A 23,581-nucleotide genomic window follows, 5' to 3' on the forward strand; every position below is an offset into this window, starting at 1 on the left:
ATGCAACAGAAAAAGTGCCAATAGCAGAGCACTCAGCTATAGTTCTTTGCTGCCTGTATAATAGCAGGTACTGCTACGCCCGTCACGTAATTGCCAGCCAGTCTGATACCCGGGTACCGCTGCTCGAAGAAGCGGATCTGTTGTCGTACCTGTGCGTATCCGACGTTCAGTTGGGGGATCGCTTTTTTCCATTCACTGAAACGTTGCATTTCCGGCGGAGTCGTCAGTCCCAGCAGCGCCATCAGTTCTTTTACGACGGTTTGCTGTAACTTCTCCGGCCCCAGCTGATCGAACAGCTGTTCCTGCCTGGCGCCACCTACGAATACGGTGAATAAAGCTTTTCCTTTAGGTGCACGGGACGGGAAGATCGCAGCATTACAGATCGCCCCCAGGAAATGCTTATTTGCTGCATTAGGTACCAGGAATCCGAACCCTGCAGGCGCCTTTTCCAGCGCTTCGGCACCAAAGCCGAGGTGCAGTACGCCCATACGGGGATAGGCAATATCGCTAAGATGGGATGCCAGTGCAGCATCCAGCCCTTGTATAGCAGTGGCTGTGCTGTAGGCAGGTGTGGTAAATATCACCTTCTCAGCATTCAGCATAGCCGTATTACCATTCTCGGTATATTGTACGATATAGTCTTCCGCTCCACGGGTCACGCCTGTAACAGTGCAGTTGAATCTGATCTTTCCGGTAAGCAGGGAATATAATTTGTCGGTCAGCGTGCTGTTTCCGCCTTTAAATGCTATGATCTTACGGCCGCCCATTGCGGCCTTATTCTTTAGTAGTCCCTGAGTGACACTGCCGTATTTCTTTTCCCATTGCGGCAGCATTGGCAATACTTCTGCGATGGACATCAGGTCGGGATTACCGGCATAGATACCGGACAGAATCGGTTCAAAGAGATATTCGTTGATCTCTTTGCCAAAGCGGCGGGTCACGAAGGAAGAAACAGATTCTTCTCCCTCCGGCGATGCCTTTTTACGGAAACGTTCTGTGAACAAACGCCATTTGGCGCCCCCACTGATATAGGAAGACTGCAGTATCTTCAGCGGATGAGGTGATACCGCGTGTAACTGATCATTTCTGACAAGGAAACGGTTTTTACTGACAGCAGCCGCTTCGAGCACCTGATCATGCAAACCCAGCTGATCGATGTAAGTCATCATCTCGGGTGAAGCGGCCAGTGAGTTAGGACCGGCATCCAGCTCATAACCATCGATGTGTAATGACTTCACCAGGCCGCCCGCATAGGAAGAGGCCTCCATGATTTCATAGGGAATGCCTTTCTGTTGTAATTCGTAGGCAATACTTAGTCCGGCGATGCCAGCGCCGGCAATGATAACGGGTTTTGTCTGCATGATTGCGGATATTGGTAATAACAGGTCAGGACAGGGCTGTCATCCATTTTACCACTGCCTGTACCCATAAAGGATGCACGTTCATACATGGTATCATGGTGAAGCTGTCGCCGCCATTACTGATAAAGCTGTGTTTACCCTCCACTGCAATTTCTTCCAGCGTCTCGAGGCAGTCGGACACAAATGCCGGACAAGCCACCAGTAAACGCTTCACTCCTTTCTTAGGTAATTCTTCCAGTGTTGCTGCTGTATATGGCTTGAGCCATTCTTCCCTTCCCAGGCGGGACTGGAAGGTAACGCTCCACTTCTCTCTTGGTATCTTTAACTTCTCTGCTACCAGTTCCGATGTAATATGCACCTGGTGGCGGTAACAGAACTCATGTGCCGGTGAGTCTACGTGGCAGCAGTCGGCAACCTGCATACAATGCTTCCCTGTAATATCGCCTTTTCGTATGTGCCTCTCAGGTACACCATGATAGCTGAATAACAGATGGTCATATTCCTGCTCCACATAGGGACGCATACTTTCTGCCAGTGCATTTATATAATCAGGTTCATTATAATACGGAGGTACGATATTGAGCTTGAAAGCATATCCTTTCTTCTTATGGACCGCTTTTGCATGCTCTACAGCCGTCTCATAGGATGACATGGCATAATGCGGATACAAGGGCAGCAGGATCACTTCTTTCAGACTGGGATTCTGTTTGAGCAGTTTCTCAAAAGCTTCTTCCTGAGAAGGATTACCGTAACGCATAGACACTTCTACCGGCATTGCCAGGTCATGCTGCACAGCGTTCTGTAATTGTTTTGTCAGCACGATCAGCGGAGATCCTTCGTCCCACCAGATAGACTGGTAAGCCTCTGCTGATTTGGGCGCACGCCTGGGTACAATAATACCCTTGATCAGCAGTAAGCGGAACAGATATGGATAATCAATTACCCGTTTATCCATCAGAAACTCGTTGAGATAACGCTTAACATCAGGTACGGCCGTAGAATCCGGCGACCCCAGGTTCATCAGAATAATTCCTTTATCAGATTTAGCTTCCATCCTTATACTTAAAATTCTTGCAAATGTAACTGCTTATCTGTCCTGCAAATGTCATACAATTGTTGAAATAAATGAATTATTCCCGATTACCTGATAGATAACGTCTATCAGTATGTAAACTGATAAAAATCATTTTTCTCCATGTCATATTACCAGGAGGAGAAATGACACACTAATGACAGCCTGTTGCCCTTTCTTGCATTCTATGCGAGTATTTTTGCACCGGAAGCTTATAAGAACAAAATGCAGGGTAGTCATTCAAAAGATATAGCCCATTTTCATATCGTTGGTATCAACTATAAGAAAACAGATGCTGCTATAAGAGGATCGTTCGCTATTAATCAGGTACAATATCAGCACTTACTAGATAGTGCCAAGTCCCTACACCTGGACGATATTTTTGTACTCTCAACGTGCAACAGAACTGAGATCTATGGTTTTGCTGATGATCCGCAGCAACTGGTGGAACTGGTTTGCAATGAAACCGATGGTGATTGCAATCTATTCAGCCAGCTGTCGTATGTGAAAACGGGAGAAGATGCCATTAAACACCTGTATCAGGTGGGCACAGGTCTGGATTCACAGATCCTTGGTGATTATGAGATCATCGGACAGATACGTAATGCCACCAAATTTTCCAAATCCAATGGATGTTTCGGTGGATTCCAGGAAAGACTGGTGAACAGCGTACTTCAGGTATCAAAATTAATCAAGAATGAAACAGGACTCAGCTCCGGTACCGTATCCGTGGCCTTCGCCGCTGTACGTCTGCTGGAACATAAGGTACCTGACATTCACCACAAGAAGATCTTGCTCGTAGGTGTCGGTAAAATAGGCAGGAATACCTGTAAAAATATGATGGACTACCTCGGTGTCACCAACGTAACGCTGGTGAACCGTACAACAGCTGTCGCACAGGATTTCGCCAACCAGCATGGACTGCGTTATGCGCCATATGAGAATCTTGCAGAAGAATTAAAAGCTGCGGATATCGTACTGGTAGCATCCAACGCACCCGAACCGAACGTGCTGGCAGAACACTTCAGTGGTTCCTCTCCTAAACTGATCATCGATCTGTCTATCCCTTTCAACGTCGCGCCGGAAGTGAACGATCTGTCGCATGTTGAACTGGTTAACGTAGATGAACTGTCCAAGATACAGGATGAGACGTTACAGATGCGCCTGCAGGAAGTGCCAAAAGCATTAGGCATCATAGAAGAACACATGAATGAGTTCCTCTACTGGTACAAAATGCGTAAACACGCGGTAGTGCTGAAAGCTGTAAAGGATAAACTGACCGAGATCCATACAAAGGAGATCCAGCAGCAGAAAAACGGCAACCAGTACAATCTGGAAGATATTGAAGCAGTATCTTCCCGCATCATCCAGAAGATGATCAACCTGATGGCTGGAAAAGTACGCCGCGAAACAGATAAAAGTGATCAATATATCGCCATGATCAATGATATCTTTGAGACTGGCGTTAACCAGGAATAATACATGAATAAAGAAATAAAGATAGGTACAAGAGAAAGCCAGCTCGCACTGTGGCAGGCAAATAAGGTAAAAGGCCTGCTGGATGCGCAGGGTTACAACACAACACTTGTACCTATCAAAAGCGAGGGCGATATAGACCTCGTTACTCCACTTTACGAAATAGGCGTACAGGGTATTTTCACCAAAAGCCTTGATATCGCACTGCTCAATGGCCGTATCGATATCGCTGTACACTCTCTCAAAGACGTTCCTACACAACTGCCTAAAAATATTATACAGGTTGCCGTACTGGAAAGAGGTCCTGTAAAAGACCTGCTGGTATACCGCCAGGATACCGCCTTCCTTGATCAGCCGGCATATATTGCCAACATTGCGACCAGCAGTGTAAGGCGTAAGGCACAGTGGCTCCGTAAATATCCGAAGCACCAGCTGCACAACCTGCGCGGGAATGTAAATACCCGTCTGCAGAAACTTGCAGCGGAAAACTGGGATGGCGCCATCTTCGCTGCTGCCGGTCTGGAAAGGATCAATGTACGCCCGTCTACAAGTATAGAACTCGACTGGATGCTGCCTGCTCCCGCACAGGGCGCAGTCGTAGCCGTATGCCGGGAAGATGATGACTTCTGCAGACAGGCATGTGCGCCATTCAATGACCTTGCCACTGCCCTCTGTACCCGTGTAGAACGCGATTTCCTGCGTACCCTCATGGGTGGTTGTACTACGCCTATCAGCGCTTATGCGACCATCAGCAATGATACCATCCACTTTAGTGGAGAACTGTGCAGTATAGACGGACAACAACTGTTCACCATCGCAGAACAGGCGCCCCTCGCGGATGCCGGACTGATTGGAAAGATAGCCGCTGAAAAGATCCTTGCACAGGGCGGCGATAAAATTGTCGCAGAGATCAGGAATGCAATTAAATAAAAGATATCGCCTGTTAAGCACCAAAACTGTCAGTACGGAACTGATCAGCGTTGCCGCGTCAGCAAACGTAGACATCGATGCACAGGCTTTTATCAATACCGCCCCCCTTGTAACAGATGCACTGAAACAGCGTATACACCAGCTGCTCAGGCAAATGGCCACCGTGATCTTTACCAGCGCTAATGCTGTTAGTGCTATCCATGATCACTATCTTACTGCGGACGGTAAATACTATTACGGTGACTGGGTATCCTTTCCACCAGAGACGACAGAAGAAGAGATTGAAGCGTTCCGGCAGAACGGATATTATACACCCGGATGGAAGGTCTATTGCCTGGAAGGTGCTACCGCCAACACGCTGCGCGAATCCGGTATCCGGCATGAGATCATTGCCACCGCTGCTGATGCAGCCGGCCTTGCCCATCAGATCATACAACGGAAAGAAGAAGGCCCGCTGGTCTTTTTCTGTGGTGACAGGCGCCGCGATGAGCTTCCTGATATACTTGCCGGTAATGGTATTCAGCTGGATGAGATCATTGTATATGCCACTACTGCTACGCCAGTCGTTGCCGCCAATGACTATGACGGTATCCTCTTTCTCAGTCCCAGCGCAGTACAGAGCTTCTTTTCCGCTAATCAGCTGCCAACACATACGGTATGCTTTTCTATAGGAAACACGACGGCAAAAGCGCTGGAACAGTACACCGGCAACAAAATTATTATCAGCACGCAGCAGCGTATGACAGACCTGGTGCTGACAGCAATAAATTATTTTAATAACATCAACTGATACGAATGAGCGCCTTAAAGAATGACCTTTTACTGAGAGCTTTACGCGGAGAAACTACAGAACGTGTCCCTGTGTGGATGATGCGCCAGGCGGGCCGCTACCTGCCTGACTATATCAAACTGCGGGAAAAATACTCCTTCTTTGAACGCTGCATGAATCCTGAACTGGCTACAGAGATCACCGTGATGCCTGTACACCAGGTAGGAGTAGATGCGGCCATCATTTTCTCTGACATCCTCGTAGTACCTCAGGCGATGGGTATGGAAGTACAGCTTATTGAGAAAATAGGCCCCGTATTACCTGACCCGGTGAAAGGCGCCGCAGATCTTAAAAAGCTCTGCGTTCCTGATGTAAAGGATACACTCAATTACGTATTTGAAGCACTCGCGCTTACTAAAAAGACGCTCGCCGGTGCTGTTCCGCTGATCGGATTTGCCGGTGCGCCATGGACCCTCCTCTGCTACATGGTACAGGGTAAAGGATCTAAGACTTTTGATGCGGCGAAAGCATTCTGCTACCAGCAACCGGAAGTAGCTCATCAGCTGCTACAAATGATCACAGATACCACTATCGCTTACCTGAAAGAACAGGTTAAAGCAGGTGCTGACTGTATACAGCTGTTCGATTCATGGGGTGGACTGCTGAGCCCAACTGACTTCGAAAACTTCTCTTTACAATATATGCGTCAGATCGTGGCAGCATTGAAAGATGTTTGTCCGGTGACGGTCTTCGCTAAAGGCGCCTGGTTCGCCCTCGAAGAAATGGCGGCGACCGGTGCAAACTGCCTGGGTGTTGACTGGTGTATACAGCCTGCCCGTGCAAGACAATTCGCTGGCGATAATATCACCCTTCAGGGTAACTTCGACCCGGCGAAACTCCTGGCTCCGATTCCTGAGATCAAAAAATCAGTAAAAGAAATGCTGACCGGCTTTGGTAAACATCGCTACATCGCGAACTTAGGCCACGGTATTCTGCCGAATGTGCCGGTTGACCATGCCAGAGCATTTATCGATACTGTAAAGGAATTCTAAAGGAGACCAGTCATGAACATTAAAGACAACTTTATTTCCCTCATCCATCGCCTGCAGGACGACATCTGCACAGCACTGGAGAATATAGATGGTAAAGCCACCTTCCGCGAAGACCGCTGGGAACGTCCCGGTGGTGGCGGTGGAAAATCACGCGTTATTGCTGATGGCAATGTGTTCGAAAAAGGAGGTGTCAATACTTCTGTTGTACACGGAGAACTGCCGGAACTGATGGCAAAACAGTTTGGTGTAACACAGGCACAATTCATGGCCTGTGGCATCTCCCTGGTCATCCACCCTGTCAATCCGTTTGTACCTACCGTACACGCCAATTTCCGTTATTTCGAGCTGTATGATGAGAACGGCGGACTGAAAGATTCCTGGTTCGGCGGTGGTGCAGACCTCACGCCTTACTACCTGGATGAACAGGATGGTGTACACTTCCATCAGGCGTTCAAGAATGCCTGTGATCCATTTGGAAAGGAATTATATCCGGAGTTCAAAAAGCACTGTGACGAATACTTCGTCAACAAACACCGTGATAATGAAGCCCGTGGTATCGGCGGTATTTTCTACGACTATCAGCGCCCTGGTGAAAGAATGAACGCAGAACAGCTGTTCAACTTTGCCCAGGCAAATGGAGAAGCGCTCATACAGGCGTATATTCCTATCGTGGAGAAAACAAAAGATACACCTTACACGGATGCACATAAAGACTGGCAGGAATACAGGCGTGGACGCTATGTTGAGTTCAACCTGATCCACGACAGGGGCACACTGTTCGGTCTGAAAACCAACGGCCGTACAGAATCCATTCTCATGAGCCTTCCGCCGAGAGCCCGCTGGGAATATGACTACCATCCAGCGCCAGGCAGTCCGGAAGCGCAATTGGTAGCGTTCCTGAAGCCAAGAGAATGGGCAGTTTAATCATTAATAAAAACAGCTATAATCATGATACGCAGAAACAGGATATTGAGAACTTCTCCCGCCATCCGCGCAATGGTTGCGGAAACAATACTGACGCCAAGTGATTTTATTGCACCGCTATTTATTGTAGAAGGAGAAAATGTGAAAGAAGAGATCAGTTCAATGCCCGGTTATTTCAGATACTCTCTGGACCTGACCGTAAAAGAAGTAAAAGAACTGTGGAGCATGGGTATCAAAAGCGTACTGCTTTTCATTAAGTGTGCAGATGAACTGAAAGATAATAAAGGCACTGAAGCGGTGAATCCGAATGGCCTGATGCAACGTGCGATCAGGGCTATCAAGGATGCCGTTCCTGAGATAGTGATCATGACCGACGTGGCACTGGACCCTTACTCTTCCTACGGTCACGATGGTATCGTGGAGAATGGTGAGATCGTGAATGATGCAACTGTAGAGGTGCTGGCACGTATGAGCCTCAGTCATGCGGAAGCAGGTGCTGACTTCGTAGCGCCGAGTGATAAGATGGACGGTCGTATCCTGTCTATCCGTAGTATCCTGGAACAAAACAGCTTCCATAAAGTAGGTATCATGGCGTACAGCGCTAAATACGCGTCCTGCCTGTACGGTCCTTTCCGCGACGCGCTGGATTCGGCTCCGGGTTTCGGTGATAAGAAGACCTATCAGCTGGATTATGCCAACTCCACCATGGCGCTGAAAGAAGCCCTGATGGATGCACAGGAAGGTGCGGACATTGTGATGGTAAAACCAGCATTGTACTACCTGGATGTGATCAGAAGGATCAAAGATGAAGTGCATATACCAGTGAGCGCTTATCACGTGAGCGGTGAATATGCGATGATCAAGGCCGCAGCAAAAATGGGCTGGTTGAATGAAGAAAAAGCTATTATTGAAGCCCTGACCAGCATTAAACGTGCAGGAGCTGATCTGATCGCCACCTATTTCGCCAAGGATGCGGTGCGGTTATTGTAATCAGGTACACATGCTTTTCAGTTAAAAATACTAATCACTACCATGTACACGCAAAGTAAAGCACTATTTGAAAAAGCAAAACACGTTATTCCCGGTGGAGTCAACTCTCCCGTTCGCGCCTTCAAAGGCGTAGGCGGCTCCCCTATCTTCATGAAAAGTGCCAAAGGCGCCTATATGTATGATGTGGACGGGAAACGCTACATAGATTATATCAATTCCTGGGGCCCAATGATCATGGGACACGCCTATGAACCGGTAGTGAAGGCTATTCAGGAATACGCCACCTATTCCACCTCTTTCGGTGCACCTACAGAACTGGAGATTAAGATAGCAGAACTGATCATCAGTATGGTGCCTAATATCGAGATGGTGAGGATGGTGAACTCCGGTACGGAAGCCTGTATGTCAGCACTGAGACTGGCAAGAGGATATACCGGCCGGAACAAATTCATCAAGTTTGAGGGTAACTATCATGGTCATGCTGACTCCTTCCTTGTGAGTGCAGGTAGTGGTGTTGCAACATTAGACATACAATCTGTACCTGGTGTTACGCAGACCGTAGCTGATGATACGCTTACCGCTCCTTACAATAATTTACCGGCTGTGGAAAAACTGATCGCGGAGTATCCTGACCAGATCGCAGCGATCATCGTTGAGCCTGTTGCCGGTAACATGGGCTGTATCCTGCCACAGGAGGGATTCCTGCAGGGGCTTCGTTCTTTGTGCGACCAGCATAATATGCTGCTGATCTTCGACGAAGTAATGACAGGCTTCCGCCTGGCACGTGGCGGCGCACAGGAACTGTTCAATATTAAAGCAGATTTGGTTACCTTTGGCAAGATAATTGGCGCAGGTATGCCGGTAGGCGCCTTCGCAGGAAGTAAAGAGATCATGGAACATGTAGCACCTGCCGGGAAAGTTTATCAGGCCGGCACGCTGAGTGGGAATCCAATTGCCATGATCGCAGGCTATACCTTGTTACAGACGTTAAACGAGCATCCGGATATTTACCGGCAGCTGGCTGAAAAAGCGGCGTATCTCACCGGAGGATTGCAATCTGTATTAAGCGCAGCAGGGATTGTACACCAGGTCAACAATCTCGGATCAATGATGAGTGTTCATTTTGCAGAGTATCCTATTATCAATTTTGAAGCTGCTTCAGGCGCTAACAACGAGTTATTCAAACATTTCTTTCATGCTATGCTGGAACGTGGTGTTTATCTTCCGCCTTCCGCTTTTGAAAGCTGGTTCCTCAGCTCAGCCCTGACAATCGAAGATTTAGATGCGACCGTAGAAGCTGCCCGTTCAGCGATACAGTCTTTACATAGTTAACAATTCAAATCCTGTGCAGAGTGGAAAAACGCCCCGATCATGTGTCGGGGCGTTTTATTTTTATATCGTCTACTTTTTATGAGAGAAAATCCACGGTAGCAGACCAGGTTCCGCGAAAGCATTATCCCAGCTGTTATGCCCCACTCCCGGATACTCAGTATACTTCACATCCGCTCCCAGTTTCTTCAGTGCATCATAGTAGCTGCTGGACCCTATCGGTGGTACTACGTTATCAGCAGCGCCATGAAAGATCCATAGTGGCACTTTTTTGAATTTCGGCGCATTATCCGTATTACCGATACCACAGATCGGAAAGGCAGCCGCCCACATATCCGGGTAACGGGCCAGTAGGTCATAGGTACCTATTGCCCCGAGTGATAATCCACCAAGATACAAACGTCTTTTATCTGCTACACCAGCCTTTACCAGACTGTCCGTCAATAATTTTACCAGCAGCCCGGGTGTAGCTTCCCGGTCAGTACCGTCAGAAAAGGACCGGTTTATTGCCTTGCCTGACTGATCCCTTTCTACTTTCATGGATGCCCACATAGAATCAGGCGGACATTGCGGGAAGATCACGATGGCAGGATATTGCTGACGCAGGGAATCCTTCAGGAAGAGACTACCTCCGTGTAAAAGCTGCGCGGCATTATCCGTACCCCGTTCTCCTGAACCATGCAGAAACACGATCAGTGGATAAGCCTTCTGAGAAGCGTATCCCAGCGGCTTCAGCATACGATAGCGGAGCGTATCACCATGGTGGGTAAAGGTCTCATAACTGAACGCGCTGTAGTCAGGAGTTGTCTGGGCGTTGGCGGAAAGGGCAAAGAGGGCGAAGAGGAAGAATATCTGAAGTGTCTTCATAATTGGAATTGTTTGACAACTAAGATAAATAATTAGGAATTAGCATTAAGAATTAGGAACCGGGTGTCTAATTGCTTCACTATGATACAATGACATCTGCAATGAATGGGGTCTCGAAACAGTAAAAAAGGATGATATTCGGGTGAATGTCATCCTTTTCTCAATTAGATTATGCAAATAGCAATTATTCCTTCACTTCGATCTACGCGGCATTTTTAATTCCCAACTCCTGATTAGTATTTCAATACGAAGTGCTGTTTCACCTTCATCTCCGGCTTGAAAAACACGAGTCCGATAAAGAACAGATCTATAGTGAGTGTTACCCTTGGATGCTGCTGAATGGTATGCCAGGCACTCTCCATATCAGGCGTCCAGTGAATGTCGTCAAAGATAAACAGCGAGTCATCATGCACTTTCTCCAGACATTGCTCAAAGTAAGCCAATGTTGGTGCAGAGCGATGATTACCATCTATATATACATAATCCAGTCTGGGCAGTTCTTTTAGCAGGGAGGGCAGTACCGTATCAAAATTACCGGTATGCTGTTTAATATTACGCAAATGCAGACTTTCAAAATTGCGGCCGGCACGGGCAGCAATATTAGGACATCCTTCAATGGTATGTACGGTGGCACCTGGTGCAGCCTTTGCCATATAGGAGGTAGACATGCCCATGGACGTACCGAGTTCAAGCAGGTATTCCGGCTGGAAATATTGTATCAGGCGATAGAACAGCTGACCAAATTTCGCGGGTTTCGCCGCATGACGGGTAATGTCGCTTACTTTACGCTCATTCCCGGCATTGGTGAGCGAACCTGCTCCCAGATCAGTTACCTGTAATGTTTCAGTACTGGCCAGCAGCGATTTCCTCATTTGTTCAATTTCGCGATAGACGGCTGGTTTTCGCTTATCACGCAATACCTTTTCTATCAGGTCAAATACAAAAGGAGAATGTACATCATGACGATTACCTGCGGTAAAGTAGTAGTGCAGGTATTTTTTTGCTAGTTCCCACTGAAGGCCCAAAATAAACAGTTTAATCAGTTATATATTGCCGCTTTGATCCATCCCCACTTATGCAGCCGATGCTGCAGGCTCACTCTCAACACTCCCAGTCCGTAGATACTGCTGCGTTTAAAGTTAATACTTGAGGCTTCCTCAAAGTATTTGGTGGGGCAAGTTACTTCACCTATTTCATAACCTTTCATAAAAATCTGCGACAACATCTCATTGTCGAAGATAAAATCATCGTCATTAGCCATATAATCGATGTTTTTCAGCACTTCCCCTGAAAATGCACGGTAACCGGTGTGGTATTCACTGAGTTTCTGTCCGATAAGCAGGTTTTGTACCAGGGTCAGGAACCGGTTAGCTATATACTTATAGACCGGCATACCTCCCCTTAAAGCCCCGTTTCCCAGAATACGGGAACCGAGTACAACGGGGTACACATCATAGGCAATAATACTGGTCATGGCACTGATCAGCTTAGGGGTGTACTGATAATCGGGGTGCAGCATGATGACAATGTCTGCTCCGAGTTCCCGGGCCTTATTATAACAGGATTTCTGGTTACCACCGTAACCTTTGTTGTTGTCGTGGCGCACGATGTGCCTGATTCCCAGCTGCTTCCCAACAGCAACGGTTTCATCCTTACTGGCGTCATCGACCAGTACGACTTCATCAACAATATCCAGCGGAATTTCTTTGTAGGTTTTCTCCAGCGTCACAGCCGCGTTGTAAGCTGGCAATACGACCACTATCTTTTTATTATTTAACATGAAAGTGGGTAAATTTGCAATCGAAGTTAACAAAGTAGTTGAAAGACTGCGGGTTTCAACTTATCATAAATTGTTATCTTTGTGTGAAATCGTTTTTTGGCACCATATTTTCATGGATTGTTAAAGAAACGCTAATAACATTGCATGCAGAAACAATTACAGGTCGCAACTGAAAGCGGACGATCTAAGGTCGGCTTTACAGGCAGTGTGTATCCTATTGTGAATGTTTGCTTTTTTTCAAATCAGTTCAAGATCACGCATTTAAATTCTATGAGATATCTGACACTACTACTGATTGTACTTACAAGTTTCCATTATGCCCAGGCGCAGGAACCGGAAAAACCGAAACAACCTACACCTGAGGAGCTTAAACAGGTTAGAACGCAGGACACCACTATCCGCCGGATAATGGAGGAACTGCAACGCATTAATGACAGCGACAAACAAAATTCCAATGCTATTCAGGGATTATTGCAGGGTCGTGAGATTGATAACATCACCAAATATGAACTTATCAGAAATAATATTGTTTTCGCCAGCGAAACATATTATTTGCTTAATAAAAAGATCATTGACCTGAAATCACGTACTACTACCAATAACCTCGATGTATTCATCACCTCACTGAACAACCCGGAAAGTAAAGAACTGGGTTTCTCCCTGAGTGACCGCATCGTGGAACTGGTGGAAAAAGTAGTACTGAAAGGTAAAGCTGACAAAAATGAGAAGAACAGCAAGATCGTGGAGTCCACAAAATCCATCATCTCCAGCCCGATCTTCCAGAGCTTTACTTCCCTGACGCCACCACTCGCCATCGCAAACTCAGTGATGAACTTCCTGCACAGTATCAGCGTGAACAACAAAGAGATCAATCAGAACACACTGAAGGAATTTGAGAAAGAGCTGAACAAATATGTAGTGTACTACACCGCACTGAATGATGCTAACCAGAAATTTGAATATGGTCTGAACTTTAATAAAGATCAGCTGAACTTATTACAGGACAACCTGTATGATCATATCATGTTCACTGCGAGTGCGCTGAAATTCCAGCTGCCACAGCGTGGTAACAAGTCTATCGGTGAAACACTGAATGACTTCTTCTTCGACTTCAAGAGAGATAAAGTAGTGACCTTCTTCAGCGATCTGGAAAATAAATATACCAGAGGTAAAAAGATAGATTACGAAGCACTGCTGCGTGAGAATCCAAACCTGAAAGAAGTGAATAACCAGCTGGAAGATCTGATCCTGCAGACTAAACGTTTTGAGAACCTGTACAGTGAATACTTTACCCTGCTGGATTCCTACTATGGCAAAGTGAACAGCTCTCTGAAAATAGCACAGGATAACGGTCTGGCTGACAAGAACACCATCGATACCAAACAGGCCGAATTCCGTAACCTGAAAGACGAAGCGGTAAAAGAGATCCAGGCTTCTATCAACATCAAGGAACTGTATAACAACACTGACAAGATCAAATACAGATACAGAATATTCTAGTCAAGGTAATTTGACTATTACAAATGACGGATTACGAATGATCAGGATCATCCCTGGTACTATTTGTGATCCGTCATTTTTTTTTGCATACGGATGTAATCTTGGACTGTAGCCGTAACAATGATCTGGCTATTGATCTGCCGATCATCTTAAATCGTAATTGATAATTCGTAATTTTACCGCATGACCACAGTTCAACTAGAATATATCGTCGCAGTTGATACCTACCGGAGCTTTGTCATCGCCGCCGAAAAATGCTTCGTTACACAACCTACGCTCAGCATGCAGATTCAGAAACTGGAAGATGAGCTGGGGGTCAAAATATTTGACAGAAGTAAACTGCCGGTTATCCCTACAGAAATAGGCGTTGAGATCGTAGCACAGGCACGTATCATTCTTAAAGAGAATGGAAAGATCAGGGAAATTATAGGAGAGCATAAGAAAGAAGTACAGGGTAGTCTGCGTGTAGGCATTATCCCGACACTGGCCCCTTACCTCCTGCCCCGTATCCTTACAGGCTTCATGAAGAAGTATCCGAAAGTGAAACTGGAGATATGGGAGTATCCCACGGAGACGATCATGCAGCAACTTAAACAGGAACAGCTGGACTGCGGCCTGCTGGCCACGCCGCTGCACAATCCCAACCTGGATGAGCAACCGTTGTTCTATGAGTCTTTTGTAGTATACGCAGCCAAAACGAATAGCCTGTTTGAGAAGAAATACATCAAACCGGAAGATGTAGATGTACGCGAAGTATGGCTGCTCAATGAAGGCCATTGTATGCGTAACCAGGTGCTGAACATCTGCCGGGACAAATTTACCATGGGAGAATACAAGAACCTTGAATACAATACCGGCAGTGTGGAAACATTGAAAAGAATGGTAGACCTCAATGCGGGCTATACCATTTTACCGGAATTGTCGCTGCAGGAAATGTCCGCCCGCCAGATGAATATGGTACGCTATTTTAAGGCGCCTGAGCCAGTGAGGGAGATCAGTATCGTCACACACCGTTTCTTCATTAAACAGGCCCTTATCGCTGCATTTAAGAAAGAAATACTGGCACATGTACCTGATAAGATGAAAGTGCAGAAGAACAAACAGGTAGTAGAGATCACAGTTGATAAATAACCTGCCTCTGAGTGTATAAAAAGAAAAAGCATCCGCCATTGGCAGATGCTTTTTCCTTTTATCGTAACCGTCAGTATTACTTTTTGATCGGCGTATAATATTTCAGTGCTTCAGGCATGAGGCGTTGCAGTTCAGCTACACGACGCTCATCGCTTGGGTGCGTACTGGTGATCTCAGGTGGTTTATTACCGCCGGACGCAGCTGCCATACGCTGCCAGAAAGGAATAGATTCCTGCGGATTGTAACCGGCCATGGCCATGAAAATCACACCCAGGTGGTCAGCTTCCAGTTCATTTTTACGGGAATAAGCGAGCGTGCCCAGGTTACTACCTACACCAAAAGACTGCAGGAAGATATTCTGTGCCTGCGGATTACGGTTCAGTGCTACGGAACCAGCTACCTGGATTCCCTGTGCTACAACCTGCTGACTCATACGCTCATTACCATGACGTGCGATGGCGTGTGCGATCTCATGCCCCATTACGCAGGCAAGCGCGGTCTCGTTCTGGGTCACAGGTAACAGCCCTGTGTACACCACTACTTTACCACCCGGCATGCACCAGGCGTTCACTTCCTTGCTATCTACCAGGTTAAATTCCCATTTGTAGTTAGCGAGTTCACCACCTGCATTGTGGTCATTCATGTATTTGGTAACGGCAGTAGCGATACGCTGTCCTACTCTTTTTACCATTTCAGCATCTTTGCTGGTGGTAGCCGCGACTGTTTTATTTTGGGAAAGGAAACTCTGATACTCCTGTAAGGCCATTGATTGCATTGTACTTTCAGGGATCAGGTTTAACTGGCTACGGCCAGTAATAGGTACTTTAGCGCAAGCAGTGATCAGCGCCAGGCCTGTACCGAGAAGAAGGAATTTCTTTTGCATCTGTGAAACAGTTTGTTGTTGATGGATAAGGTCCCATCGAAAAGCTACGACAGCTATTAAAGCAGTTTTTGATTATTGACTTATACGGCATACGAATACCTTATAATGTAACAATCAAAAACTGCGGAAAGTTAGTTATTAATCTGATTCAGTGCAATAGATATGCCAGAAAGGAAGGCGGCACATCATCTTTAGCGGAGCCTATTTTTTATCTCTCCTGTTCCTGAATAACGGAACTTTGCTCTCATTACCGTTGATAAGACGGAAAATGTTTTTCTGGTGTGTCAGTACAACCATCAGTGCGACAGCGATGGCAAAGATACGGTAGAATACTTCCGGCTCATTGAAGATGTACAGGATGAGGATCGGAAATGCGATACTGGATAAAATAGAGCTCAGGGATACGTACCTGGTAAGGGATAGGCTCAGCAGGAACACGCCTACGCAGCAGATAGCTACGAGTGGCTGAATAGCGAGTACAAGGCCAAACAGTGTAGCGATACCTTTACCACCACGGAAGTTTGCCCAGATAGGGAAAATGTGCCCCAGCACAGCTGCGAGTCCGAGACCGATCTGGAAGTTAACCAGTTGCGTGGTCACTTCGGTAAGATGTTCAGGATTCTGATAATAGCCAACGAGATAAGCCAAACGCACGGCCATTACTCCTTTGAGCATATCTACCAGCATCACAAAGGAACCAGCTTTTGGGCCGAGTACACGGAAAGTATTCGTAGCACCGGCATTGCCGCTGCCATACTCCCGGATATCCATACCAAAAACCCCTTTACTTACCCATACAGCAGTAGGCACGGAACCGATCAGATAAGCACAAAATAGTAACAATAATTCTGTCATACAACAAGTTAGGTTTTGCTAAGATAGTAAATTCGTTCGTTAAAATTATGAAAACATTAAGAATTTCATTAACACGAAAATTGTATAGTTTTCAGAATAATATTCGTTAATTTATCTTGAAGCCGACACAACTATCGTGCTAATAATTTCATTGCCAGCCAATTATCTTTTTCCAGCTGGGTTTCCAGGACAAGTGCATTTTTACGGGCAGCTTCCAGTATGGCTGCTTCGTCATCCTTTAATATACCACTTAATATCAATATGCCATCCCTGACCAGTAAACGGCGCATATCCGCCATAAATTCAAGTAAAATATTCCGGTTAATGTTGGCAAGCACAACATTATAGGTATTTCTAATGTTCTTCAGCGTATCAGCCTGCCACACCTTCACCGGTAAAGCATTATTTGTAGCAATATTTTCCCGGGTATTTTCTACGGACCAGTCATCGATATCGATCGCATCAATCACAGACGCGCCCATCTTACAGGACAGGATAGCCAGGATACCAGTGCCGGTACCGAAATCAAATACCTGCTTACCCCTGAAATCGACTGTTTCCATCAGCTTAATAACCGAATAGGTAGTTGCATGGTGTCCTGTTCCAAAAGACATTTTTGGCGTGATCAGGATCTCATGTTGCGGCTGCGGATCGAACGGCTCATGGAAAGAAGCCCTGATACCACAGAAATTATCTACCTGTACTGGTTGAAAATTACTTTCCCACACAGCATTCCAGTTAGTCTGTTCAATACGTTCTTTCGTATACGTTACGCCGAATCCTTCCGTTAGCGTGCTTGTTTCTTCTTCATTAAAATCTTCTTCCGGTATATAGGCAACAAGAATATTTCCCTGCTGCTCTTCGAAACCTTCAAAACCTTTTTCTGATAACACTGCAACCAGTATGTCTTTTAATTCATGGGTACAGGTCAGAGTGATTGCGATATGTGCCATAGCAACAAAGATATAGAAACTAACTGCATGATATATAACGCGCTCGAAGGAATGCTATAACTGTGCCTGTTATTGTATTGTTAATTTGGCCATTTTCAGGGATATACACGCATACAACAAGTTTGTTATATTTGTAAAATAATTAATGAAACCATATTGTATGAGAACCTTACTATTTGCAGTGACAATGCTGGTTATCACCCTCACCAGCCAGGCCCAGGAAGTCGTTAAATTATATCATGACGATACCATGAAAGATTCCATTACCTATCAGAACAAAACGAGCATCCTTGTCATTAACCGTATCGACGTGGATAATTATATGAAGGCTATGGACTCTGTATTACAGATCAAATGCTACAGTGATGTTACCGCTTTCCGTAATATACAGTTCAGTCACCTCAATGCGCAGGAAGTTGAACAACACTTCACAACCGCACGGGCATTCCTGGCCGATTCCAGCCATACCGGGCTGCAATACAGCACTGACAACTTCGTGCAGTTCTGGACAGAAGATGAGAACATTCTCCTGCCTTATATAGAAGATATGTTATCCAGTCTGTTGCAGGATGGTCGTATCAAAGTGATCGACAGGGCCACTAATAAAGCTGTACCGCAATACACCATCTTCTGGGAAGATGTAGCTGGTCAGGGTTTCAAGATCTACAAATTACCTTCAGGTAAGATCATATTCAGAGAGAGTAATCATTATATCGAGCAATATTCCGGAGCAGGAGCTGCGCGATAATTGCTGATCACCGATAGTCAGCAAAAAGGCCGGAACTACAGCAGTTCCGGCCTTTTTGCGTGTAGTGATATCAAGCACCTATCATATATCAGAATACTCCGCAGGCTGCAGGAAAATGATCTCTGCCCTGGTCATATTATGTGCATACTGAGGCTGTGCCAGCAACATTTTCCATTGCTCATCCGCGCTGAACGCTTTCCAGTGTTCATCCCTGGAAGCCTTGTTGTCAAATGTGGTCATATACATGAGGTTCGGCATACGGCTGCCACTCAATACTTCCGCATAAAACACCGCGTTAAAACCCAGTCTTTTGAAGATGCCTACTTCATCCCCTTTGTTGAACATATCTACTTTATTACGGTACAGTTTATCCGTCGGACTTTCATAGCTCCGTAATTCGTATACGCGTTCACTTTTGGCGCCTGTTAAGCGGGGCAACGCCATTTTCGGCATACCAGGAAACGCCTGCAGGATAATGGTTTCCTGACGTACATAAGTGGGTTTATCCCATGCTGCATCAATAAAATCCTTTGCAGCTGCCACGTATGTGCTGTTCTGCAATAAGGTGGAAGGCATCTGTAAAAGCTGCTCTGCAGAATTGCCAGGGAAGAATACATAGACCCTCCGGTCAGCCGCAGTATCATTCCCGATGGGTTTGAACACGCCTACGTTTGCAGCACCCGCTTTATGTAAAGCCGGCATCAGCGCATTTTTCAGGTAAGCATCCATCCGGGCTTCCTGCTCAGCATCTTTCAGATGGTAGACCAGTATGCTGTAGTATTCTTTCTTGGGAGGTGCCGGATGTGCCGCCTGTAGCAATGATGGTAACAGGATCAGCAGCAAACCAGCCAACATCGCATGACAGGTGTTCAATGAGACATGTCTTGTTTTCACTTGTGTGGAAGTTTTAATGGACCATAAAATGTGTAACACTACGGTAAGATACGACTTATAAACACTGGCAGGTAACAGGTAGCTACTACAAAATAAAATAGCCTGGAACGGGCATAAAAAAAGCAGCCGGTCTGTGTAATACAGAACGGCTGCTATATATTTTAGTCTGTTGAAAAGACTATTCTTCGTCAAATACTGGTTCCTGAGGATTATCGTTCTCAGGAGCATTAGGACGAGGAGCACGATCACGATCACCGCCACGGTCGCCACCATCACGTGGGCCACGACGATCACCACGGTCGCCACCGCGATCACGGTCACCGCCACGGTCGTTACGGAAAGGAGGACGTCCACCGCGGTCACCTCTGTCACCACGATCGCCTCTGTCGCCGCGATCACCTCTGTCGCCACGGTCACCGCGCTCTCCACCTTCAGGTCTTTCTACATAACCTTCTGGTTTTGGCATCAGTATACGACGGCTCAGTTTGAACTTACCAGTCTTAGGATCGGTACCTACCAGTTTCACTTTCACTTTTTCACCTTCGGTCAGTACACCATCCATTGTTTCAAGGCGTTTCCATGAAACTTCGGAGATATGCAGCAAACCTTGTTTACCAGGCAGGAATTCAACGAACGCACCGTAAGGCATTACTGACTTAACAGTTGATTCGTAGACTTCGCCGATCTCAGGTACAGCTACGATACCTTTTATCCACTCGAGCGCTTTCATCAGCCCTTCTTTCTGTGCGGAGAAGATGCTTACTTCACCGGTTTCACCAACTTCTTCGATGTTGATGGTAGTACCGGTTTCACGCTGAATTTCCTGAATTACTTTACCACCTGGTCCGATCACAGCACCGATAAATTCGCGGTCGATGATCAGTTTCTCCATACGAGGAGCATGTGGTTTTGGTTCCGGACGAGGTGCTTCCATGCAGGCGTACATAGCGTCAATGATGTGGAGACGGCCATGACGTGCCTGCTCCAGTGCTTTACGCATTACGTCCATGCTCAGACCATCTACCTTGATATCCATCTGGATACCGCAGATACCGTCACGGGTACCGGTTACTTTGAAGTCCATATCACCCAGGTGATCTTCATCACCGAGGATGTCGGTCAGTACAGCCCATTTACCATCACCAGCGCGGGAGATGAGGCCCATTGCCACACCGGAAACGTGTTTAGGCAAAGGCACACCAGCGTCCATCAGTGCCAGGGAACCAGCACATACTGTCGCCATGGAAGAGGAACCGTTAGACTCGAGGATATCGGATACTACACGTACGGTATAAGCGTATTCGCTACCTGGCATCATCTGCCTCAGGGAACGCATCGCCAGGTTACCGTGACCCACCTCACGACGACCAGGGCCGCGCATTGGTTTGGTTTCACCCGTAGAGAACGGAGGGAAGTTATAGTGAAGTATGAACTTAGTGTATTTGGAATTAGCTGCGCTTTCGATCAGCAGCTCATCATCCGGCGTACCCAGGGTCACTGTGGTCAGGGACTGGGTTTCACCGCGTGTGAACAGTGCAGAACCGTGTGGAGAAGGCAGGATATCTGTTTCCATTACCAGCGGACGTACCTGATCCAGTTTACGGCCATCCAGACGGATAGATTCATCCAGGATCATGTTACGTATCACTTCCTTTTCGAGGCTATGGAAGTATTTACCTACCAGTGGAGCGTCTTCTTCAGGCAGCTCACCCAGGTGTTCTACCAGCTCTTCGCTGATCTTATCGAATGCGTCTGCACGATCATGCTTCGCGGAAGCAGATCTTGCTACGCCGAGAATGCGGTCTTTAGCGAAATCAGCGATTTTAGCTTTCAGTTCCTCATTCGCATATGGTAAGTCGTATGCACGTTTGCCGGTTACGCCAGCTTTTGCACGGAGTTCTTCCTGTGCTTTCACCTGTACGCGGATAGCGTTGTGCGCGATCTCGATTGCTTTGATAATATCTTCCTCGCTGCACTCCTTACTTTCACCTTCCACCATCATGATGTTCTTGTCAGTAGCACCAATGATGAAGTCCATGTCTGCTTTTTCCAGCGGAGTACGGTTCGGATTTATAACTAATTCACCGTCGATGCGGGCAACTCTTACTTCGGAGATAATTTCCTGGATAGGCACATCAGATACTGCCAGTGCAGCAGATGCAGCCAGACAAGCCAGGGCATCCGGCATCACTTCCGGATCGGAAGAAATGAGGGAAACCAGTACCTGTACTTCGCAGAAATAATCATCAGGGAACAGTGGGCGCAGTGCGCGGTCGATCAAACGTGAAATCAGCACTTCATAATCAGACAGTTTTCCCTCGCGTTTGAAGAAAGAGCCGGGGATACGTCCTGCAGAAGCAAATTTTTCCTGGTAATCAACAGTAAGGGGGAAGAAAGACTGACCAGGTTTGGGAGTTTTCGCCGCAACAACGGTAGCCAACAGGATACAGTTGCCCAGACGAACCGTAACAGCACCATCTGCCTGGCGGGCTAACTTACCAGTTTCAATGGTCACGATCCGGCCATCTCCTATATCGAAATTAACTGAGATAGGTGTCAGATTCATAAAAAGAGAAGATTAAAATGGTATACCTAAAAAAAAACTATTCCCAACCTTATAAGTTGGGAATAGCGCTATAAAAAAGTTCCTATTATTTTCTGAGACCTAATTTCTCAAGCAGGGCACGGTAGCCTGTGAGGTTAGTTTTAGAAAGGTAGGAAAGCAGGCGCTTTCTCTGACCTACCATTTTCATCAAACCGCGGTGTGTAGAAAAGTCCTTTTTATTTTGTTTCAGGTGACTGGAAATGCTGTTGATACGTTCTGTCAGCAGTGCGATTTGCGCTTCTACAGAACCGGTATTTTTCTCGCTTCCACCAAATTCTTTAAAAATATTGGCTTTCTTTTCAACAGTTAAGTAAGACATCTTTAATAAATAATAAAATGATAAAGGTTTATTTAGTCGCTATTTTTCCGGGGCAAAGGTATATCAAATATTGTGAATTAACAATTTCGTAAAAATTTTAGCGGAAAAGATACCCCGGACGTATGGTCTACTTCCAGTTGTTGTTCCTTCACAAAAAGCTTTACTCGTTGATAATCAGATTTGTATATCTCTGCTCAACCCCGTGAGGTGCAAAGTTCTGAAATTTTTCGCAAATAACTACACAAAGGTTACACTTGCGTGGTCAGTTACCTTGCCATTTTCTGTACGTAATACCCTGGACGGGAATTTCTGTAATAATATATAGTCATGCGTAGCCATTACCACAGCAGCACCTTCTTCCCTGCTGATCCTGAACAATAACTGCATGATGCCGTCAGATGTTTCAGGGTCCAGGTTTCCGGTAGGCTCATCGGCAAGGATCAGTTTAGGAGAATTGAGCATCGCACGGGCAATATCCACACGCTGCTGCTCTCCACCACTCAGCTCATAAGGCATTTTAAAGCCTTTCGTGTTCAAACCGACCTTATCCAGCACGTCGTTGATCTTCTCTTCCATTTTCTTATTATCCGTCCAGCCAGTCGCCTTCAGGGCAAACTTCAGGTTGTCATGCACATTCCTGTCCGTCAGCAGCTGAAAATCCTGGAATACCACGCCCAGGTTACGGCGCAGATACGGCACCTTCTTCCAGTCCATCTTCTTCAGGTCAAATCCCACTACCTGACCCGTACCTTCTTTCAGCGATAGATCTCCGTAAAGCGTTTTCAGCAAGCTCGATTTACCGGTTCCGGTACGACCTATCAGGTATACAAATTCTCCTTTGTTCACAGTAATATTCACGTCTGCAAGGATCAGGGATGTACCCTGGTAGATATTCACATTGGATAACTGTATGATCGGTTGTTCTGTCATTTCTGCCGTATGGGTTTAGTAAAAACAAAAATAGCTATTTATAGTAACACAATTCAGGCCAGGTGATCATATTTCTTTTAACATCCATCTATTCCCGGCAGTCATCCCTATGGTAGCGCCCTGCGCTTGACGCTGCTGTACCTTCTCCTGTCTATGGTATCAACAAACAATGTTGTATAACTAAAAAAATAGTTTGTAAACTAAAAAACTAGT

General features: G+C 46.3%; 22 protein-coding genes. 10 read left to right on the forward strand and 12 right to left on the reverse strand.

Annotated elements, in window-relative coordinates; translation table 11 throughout:
* Positions 1-32 precede the first annotated feature (32 nt).
* Positions 33-1,361, reverse strand: coding sequence for a protoporphyrinogen oxidase (gene hemG, locus GWR21_RS11975; protein ID WP_162331982.1), 1,329 nt, complete (start codon positions 1,359-1,361; stop codon positions 33-35).
* Positions 1,362-1,386: 25 nt separating this feature from the next.
* Positions 1,387-2,415 carry a ferrochelatase gene (gene hemH, locus GWR21_RS11980; RefSeq protein WP_162331983.1) on the reverse strand — a complete coding sequence of 343 codons (1,029 nt, stop codon included), beginning with the start codon at positions 2,413-2,415 and terminating at the stop codon, positions 1,387-1,389.
* A 186-nt stretch (positions 2,416-2,601) separates the two neighbouring features.
* Between hemH and hemA the strand changes: the two genes are divergently transcribed.
* The 7 genes from hemA to hemL are packed head-to-tail and all read left to right on the forward strand — an operon-like array spanning position 2,602 to position 9,906.
* A complete protein-coding gene (gene hemA / locus GWR21_RS11985; protein WP_162331984.1) occupies positions 2,602-3,912 on the forward strand; it encodes a glutamyl-tRNA reductase in 1,311 nt (436 codons plus the stop codon).
* A gap of 3 nt (positions 3,913-3,915) precedes the next feature.
* On the forward strand, positions 3,916-4,839 hold the full coding sequence (gene hemC / locus GWR21_RS11990) for a hydroxymethylbilane synthase (RefSeq protein ID WP_162331985.1): 924 nt from the start codon (positions 3,916-3,918) through the stop codon (positions 4,837-4,839).
* Positions 4,826-5,629 (forward strand): uroporphyrinogen-III synthase, encoded by an 804-nt coding sequence (locus tag GWR21_RS11995; RefSeq protein ID WP_162331986.1) that lies wholly within the window; start codon positions 4,826-4,828, stop codon positions 5,627-5,629. Before hemC ends, GWR21_RS11995 begins: the two co-directional genes overlap by 14 nt.
* Before the next feature lie 5 nt (positions 5,630-5,634).
* Positions 5,635-6,660, forward strand: coding sequence for a uroporphyrinogen decarboxylase (gene hemE, locus GWR21_RS12000; protein ID WP_162331987.1), 1,026 nt, complete (start codon positions 5,635-5,637; stop codon positions 6,658-6,660).
* Between the two features lie 12 nt (positions 6,661-6,672).
* Complete coding sequence (hemF, locus tag GWR21_RS12005) at positions 6,673-7,584, forward strand: oxygen-dependent coproporphyrinogen oxidase (RefSeq protein WP_162331988.1); 912 nt, start codon at positions 6,673-6,675, stop codon at positions 7,582-7,584.
* A gap of 24 nt (positions 7,585-7,608) precedes the next feature.
* Entirely contained in the window at positions 7,609-8,574 is a 966-nt protein-coding gene (gene hemB / locus GWR21_RS12010) for a porphobilinogen synthase (RefSeq protein WP_238430318.1), read from the forward strand.
* A 42-nt stretch (positions 8,575-8,616) separates the two neighbouring features.
* A complete protein-coding gene (gene hemL / locus GWR21_RS12015) occupies positions 8,617-9,906 on the forward strand; it encodes a glutamate-1-semialdehyde 2,1-aminomutase (protein WP_162331989.1) in 1,290 nt (429 codons plus the stop codon).
* Positions 9,907-9,975: 69 nt separating this feature from the next.
* On the opposite strand, the gene GWR21_RS12020 is transcribed toward hemL, so the two are convergent.
* The 3 genes from GWR21_RS12020 to GWR21_RS12030 form a co-directional block, all read right to left on the reverse strand.
* Positions 9,976-10,770, reverse strand: a complete 795-nt coding sequence (locus GWR21_RS12020; RefSeq protein ID WP_162331990.1) for a carboxylesterase family protein — start codon at positions 10,768-10,770, stop codon at positions 9,976-9,978.
* 233 nt (positions 10,771-11,003) lie between these two features.
* The gene (locus GWR21_RS12025) at positions 11,004-11,795 is read right to left on the reverse strand and encodes an O-methyltransferase (RefSeq protein ID WP_162331991.1); all 792 of its coding nucleotides are present in this window, start codon (positions 11,793-11,795) and stop codon (positions 11,004-11,006) included.
* Positions 11,796-11,809: 14 nt separating this feature from the next.
* The gene (locus tag GWR21_RS12030; RefSeq protein ID WP_162331992.1) at positions 11,810-12,550 is read right to left on the reverse strand and encodes a glycosyltransferase family 2 protein; all 741 of its coding nucleotides are present in this window, start codon (positions 12,548-12,550) and stop codon (positions 11,810-11,812) included.
* A 270-nt stretch (positions 12,551-12,820) separates the two neighbouring features.
* Here GWR21_RS12030 and GWR21_RS12035 point away from each other — a divergent pair, with 270 nt between their 5' ends.
* Positions 12,821-14,050: a hypothetical protein gene (locus GWR21_RS12035; RefSeq protein ID WP_162331993.1), complete on the forward strand. Its 1,230-nt coding sequence runs from the start codon at positions 12,821-12,823 to the stop codon at positions 14,048-14,050.
* 183 nt (positions 14,051-14,233) lie between these two features.
* A complete protein-coding gene (locus GWR21_RS12040) occupies positions 14,234-15,181 on the forward strand; it encodes a hydrogen peroxide-inducible genes activator (RefSeq protein WP_162331994.1) in 948 nt (315 codons plus the stop codon).
* A gap of 76 nt (positions 15,182-15,257) precedes the next feature.
* Here GWR21_RS12040 and GWR21_RS12045 read toward each other — a convergent pair whose 3' ends face one another.
* From GWR21_RS12045 to prmA, 3 genes are all read right to left on the reverse strand, one after another.
* Complete coding sequence (locus GWR21_RS12045; protein WP_162331995.1) at positions 15,258-16,064, reverse strand: M48 family metallopeptidase; 807 nt, start codon at positions 16,062-16,064, stop codon at positions 15,258-15,260.
* Between the two features lie 201 nt (positions 16,065-16,265).
* Positions 16,266-16,919, reverse strand: a complete 654-nt coding sequence (gene plsY, locus GWR21_RS12050) for a glycerol-3-phosphate 1-O-acyltransferase PlsY (protein WP_162331996.1) — start codon at positions 16,917-16,919, stop codon at positions 16,266-16,268.
* A 131-nt stretch (positions 16,920-17,050) separates the two neighbouring features.
* Positions 17,051-17,872 (reverse strand): 50S ribosomal protein L11 methyltransferase, encoded by an 822-nt coding sequence (prmA, locus tag GWR21_RS12055; RefSeq protein WP_162331997.1) that lies wholly within the window; start codon positions 17,870-17,872, stop codon positions 17,051-17,053.
* Between the two features lie 160 nt (positions 17,873-18,032).
* On the opposite strand from prmA, the gene GWR21_RS12060 reads away from it, so the two are divergent.
* Positions 18,033-18,620 (forward strand): hypothetical protein, encoded by a 588-nt coding sequence (locus GWR21_RS12060; RefSeq protein WP_162331998.1) that lies wholly within the window; start codon positions 18,033-18,035, stop codon positions 18,618-18,620.
* An 81-nt stretch (positions 18,621-18,701) separates the two neighbouring features.
* On the opposite strand, the gene GWR21_RS31770 is transcribed toward GWR21_RS12060, so the two are convergent.
* The 4 genes from GWR21_RS31770 to GWR21_RS12080 form a co-directional block, all read right to left on the reverse strand.
* Positions 18,702-19,787, reverse strand: coding sequence for an NIPSNAP family protein (locus GWR21_RS31770; protein WP_317165873.1), 1,086 nt, complete (start codon positions 19,785-19,787; stop codon positions 18,702-18,704).
* Entirely contained in the window at positions 19,693-22,080 is a 2,388-nt protein-coding gene (locus GWR21_RS12070; RefSeq protein WP_162332000.1) for a polyribonucleotide nucleotidyltransferase, read from the reverse strand. Before GWR21_RS12070 ends, GWR21_RS31770 begins: the two co-directional genes overlap by 95 nt.
* Positions 22,081-22,165: 85 nt before the next feature.
* Complete coding sequence (gene rpsO / locus GWR21_RS12075; RefSeq protein WP_162332001.1) at positions 22,166-22,438, reverse strand: 30S ribosomal protein S15; 273 nt, start codon at positions 22,436-22,438, stop codon at positions 22,166-22,168.
* Positions 22,439-22,675: 237 nt separating this feature from the next.
* On the reverse strand, positions 22,676-23,368 hold the full coding sequence (locus GWR21_RS12080; protein ID WP_162332002.1) for a cell division ATP-binding protein FtsE: 693 nt from the start codon (positions 23,366-23,368) through the stop codon (positions 22,676-22,678).
* Between the last annotated feature and the right edge of the window lie 213 nt (positions 23,369-23,581).

It is taken from the genome of Chitinophaga agri, assembly GCF_010093065.1.
Lineage (GTDB): Bacteria > Bacteroidota > Bacteroidia > Chitinophagales > Chitinophagaceae > Chitinophaga > Chitinophaga agri.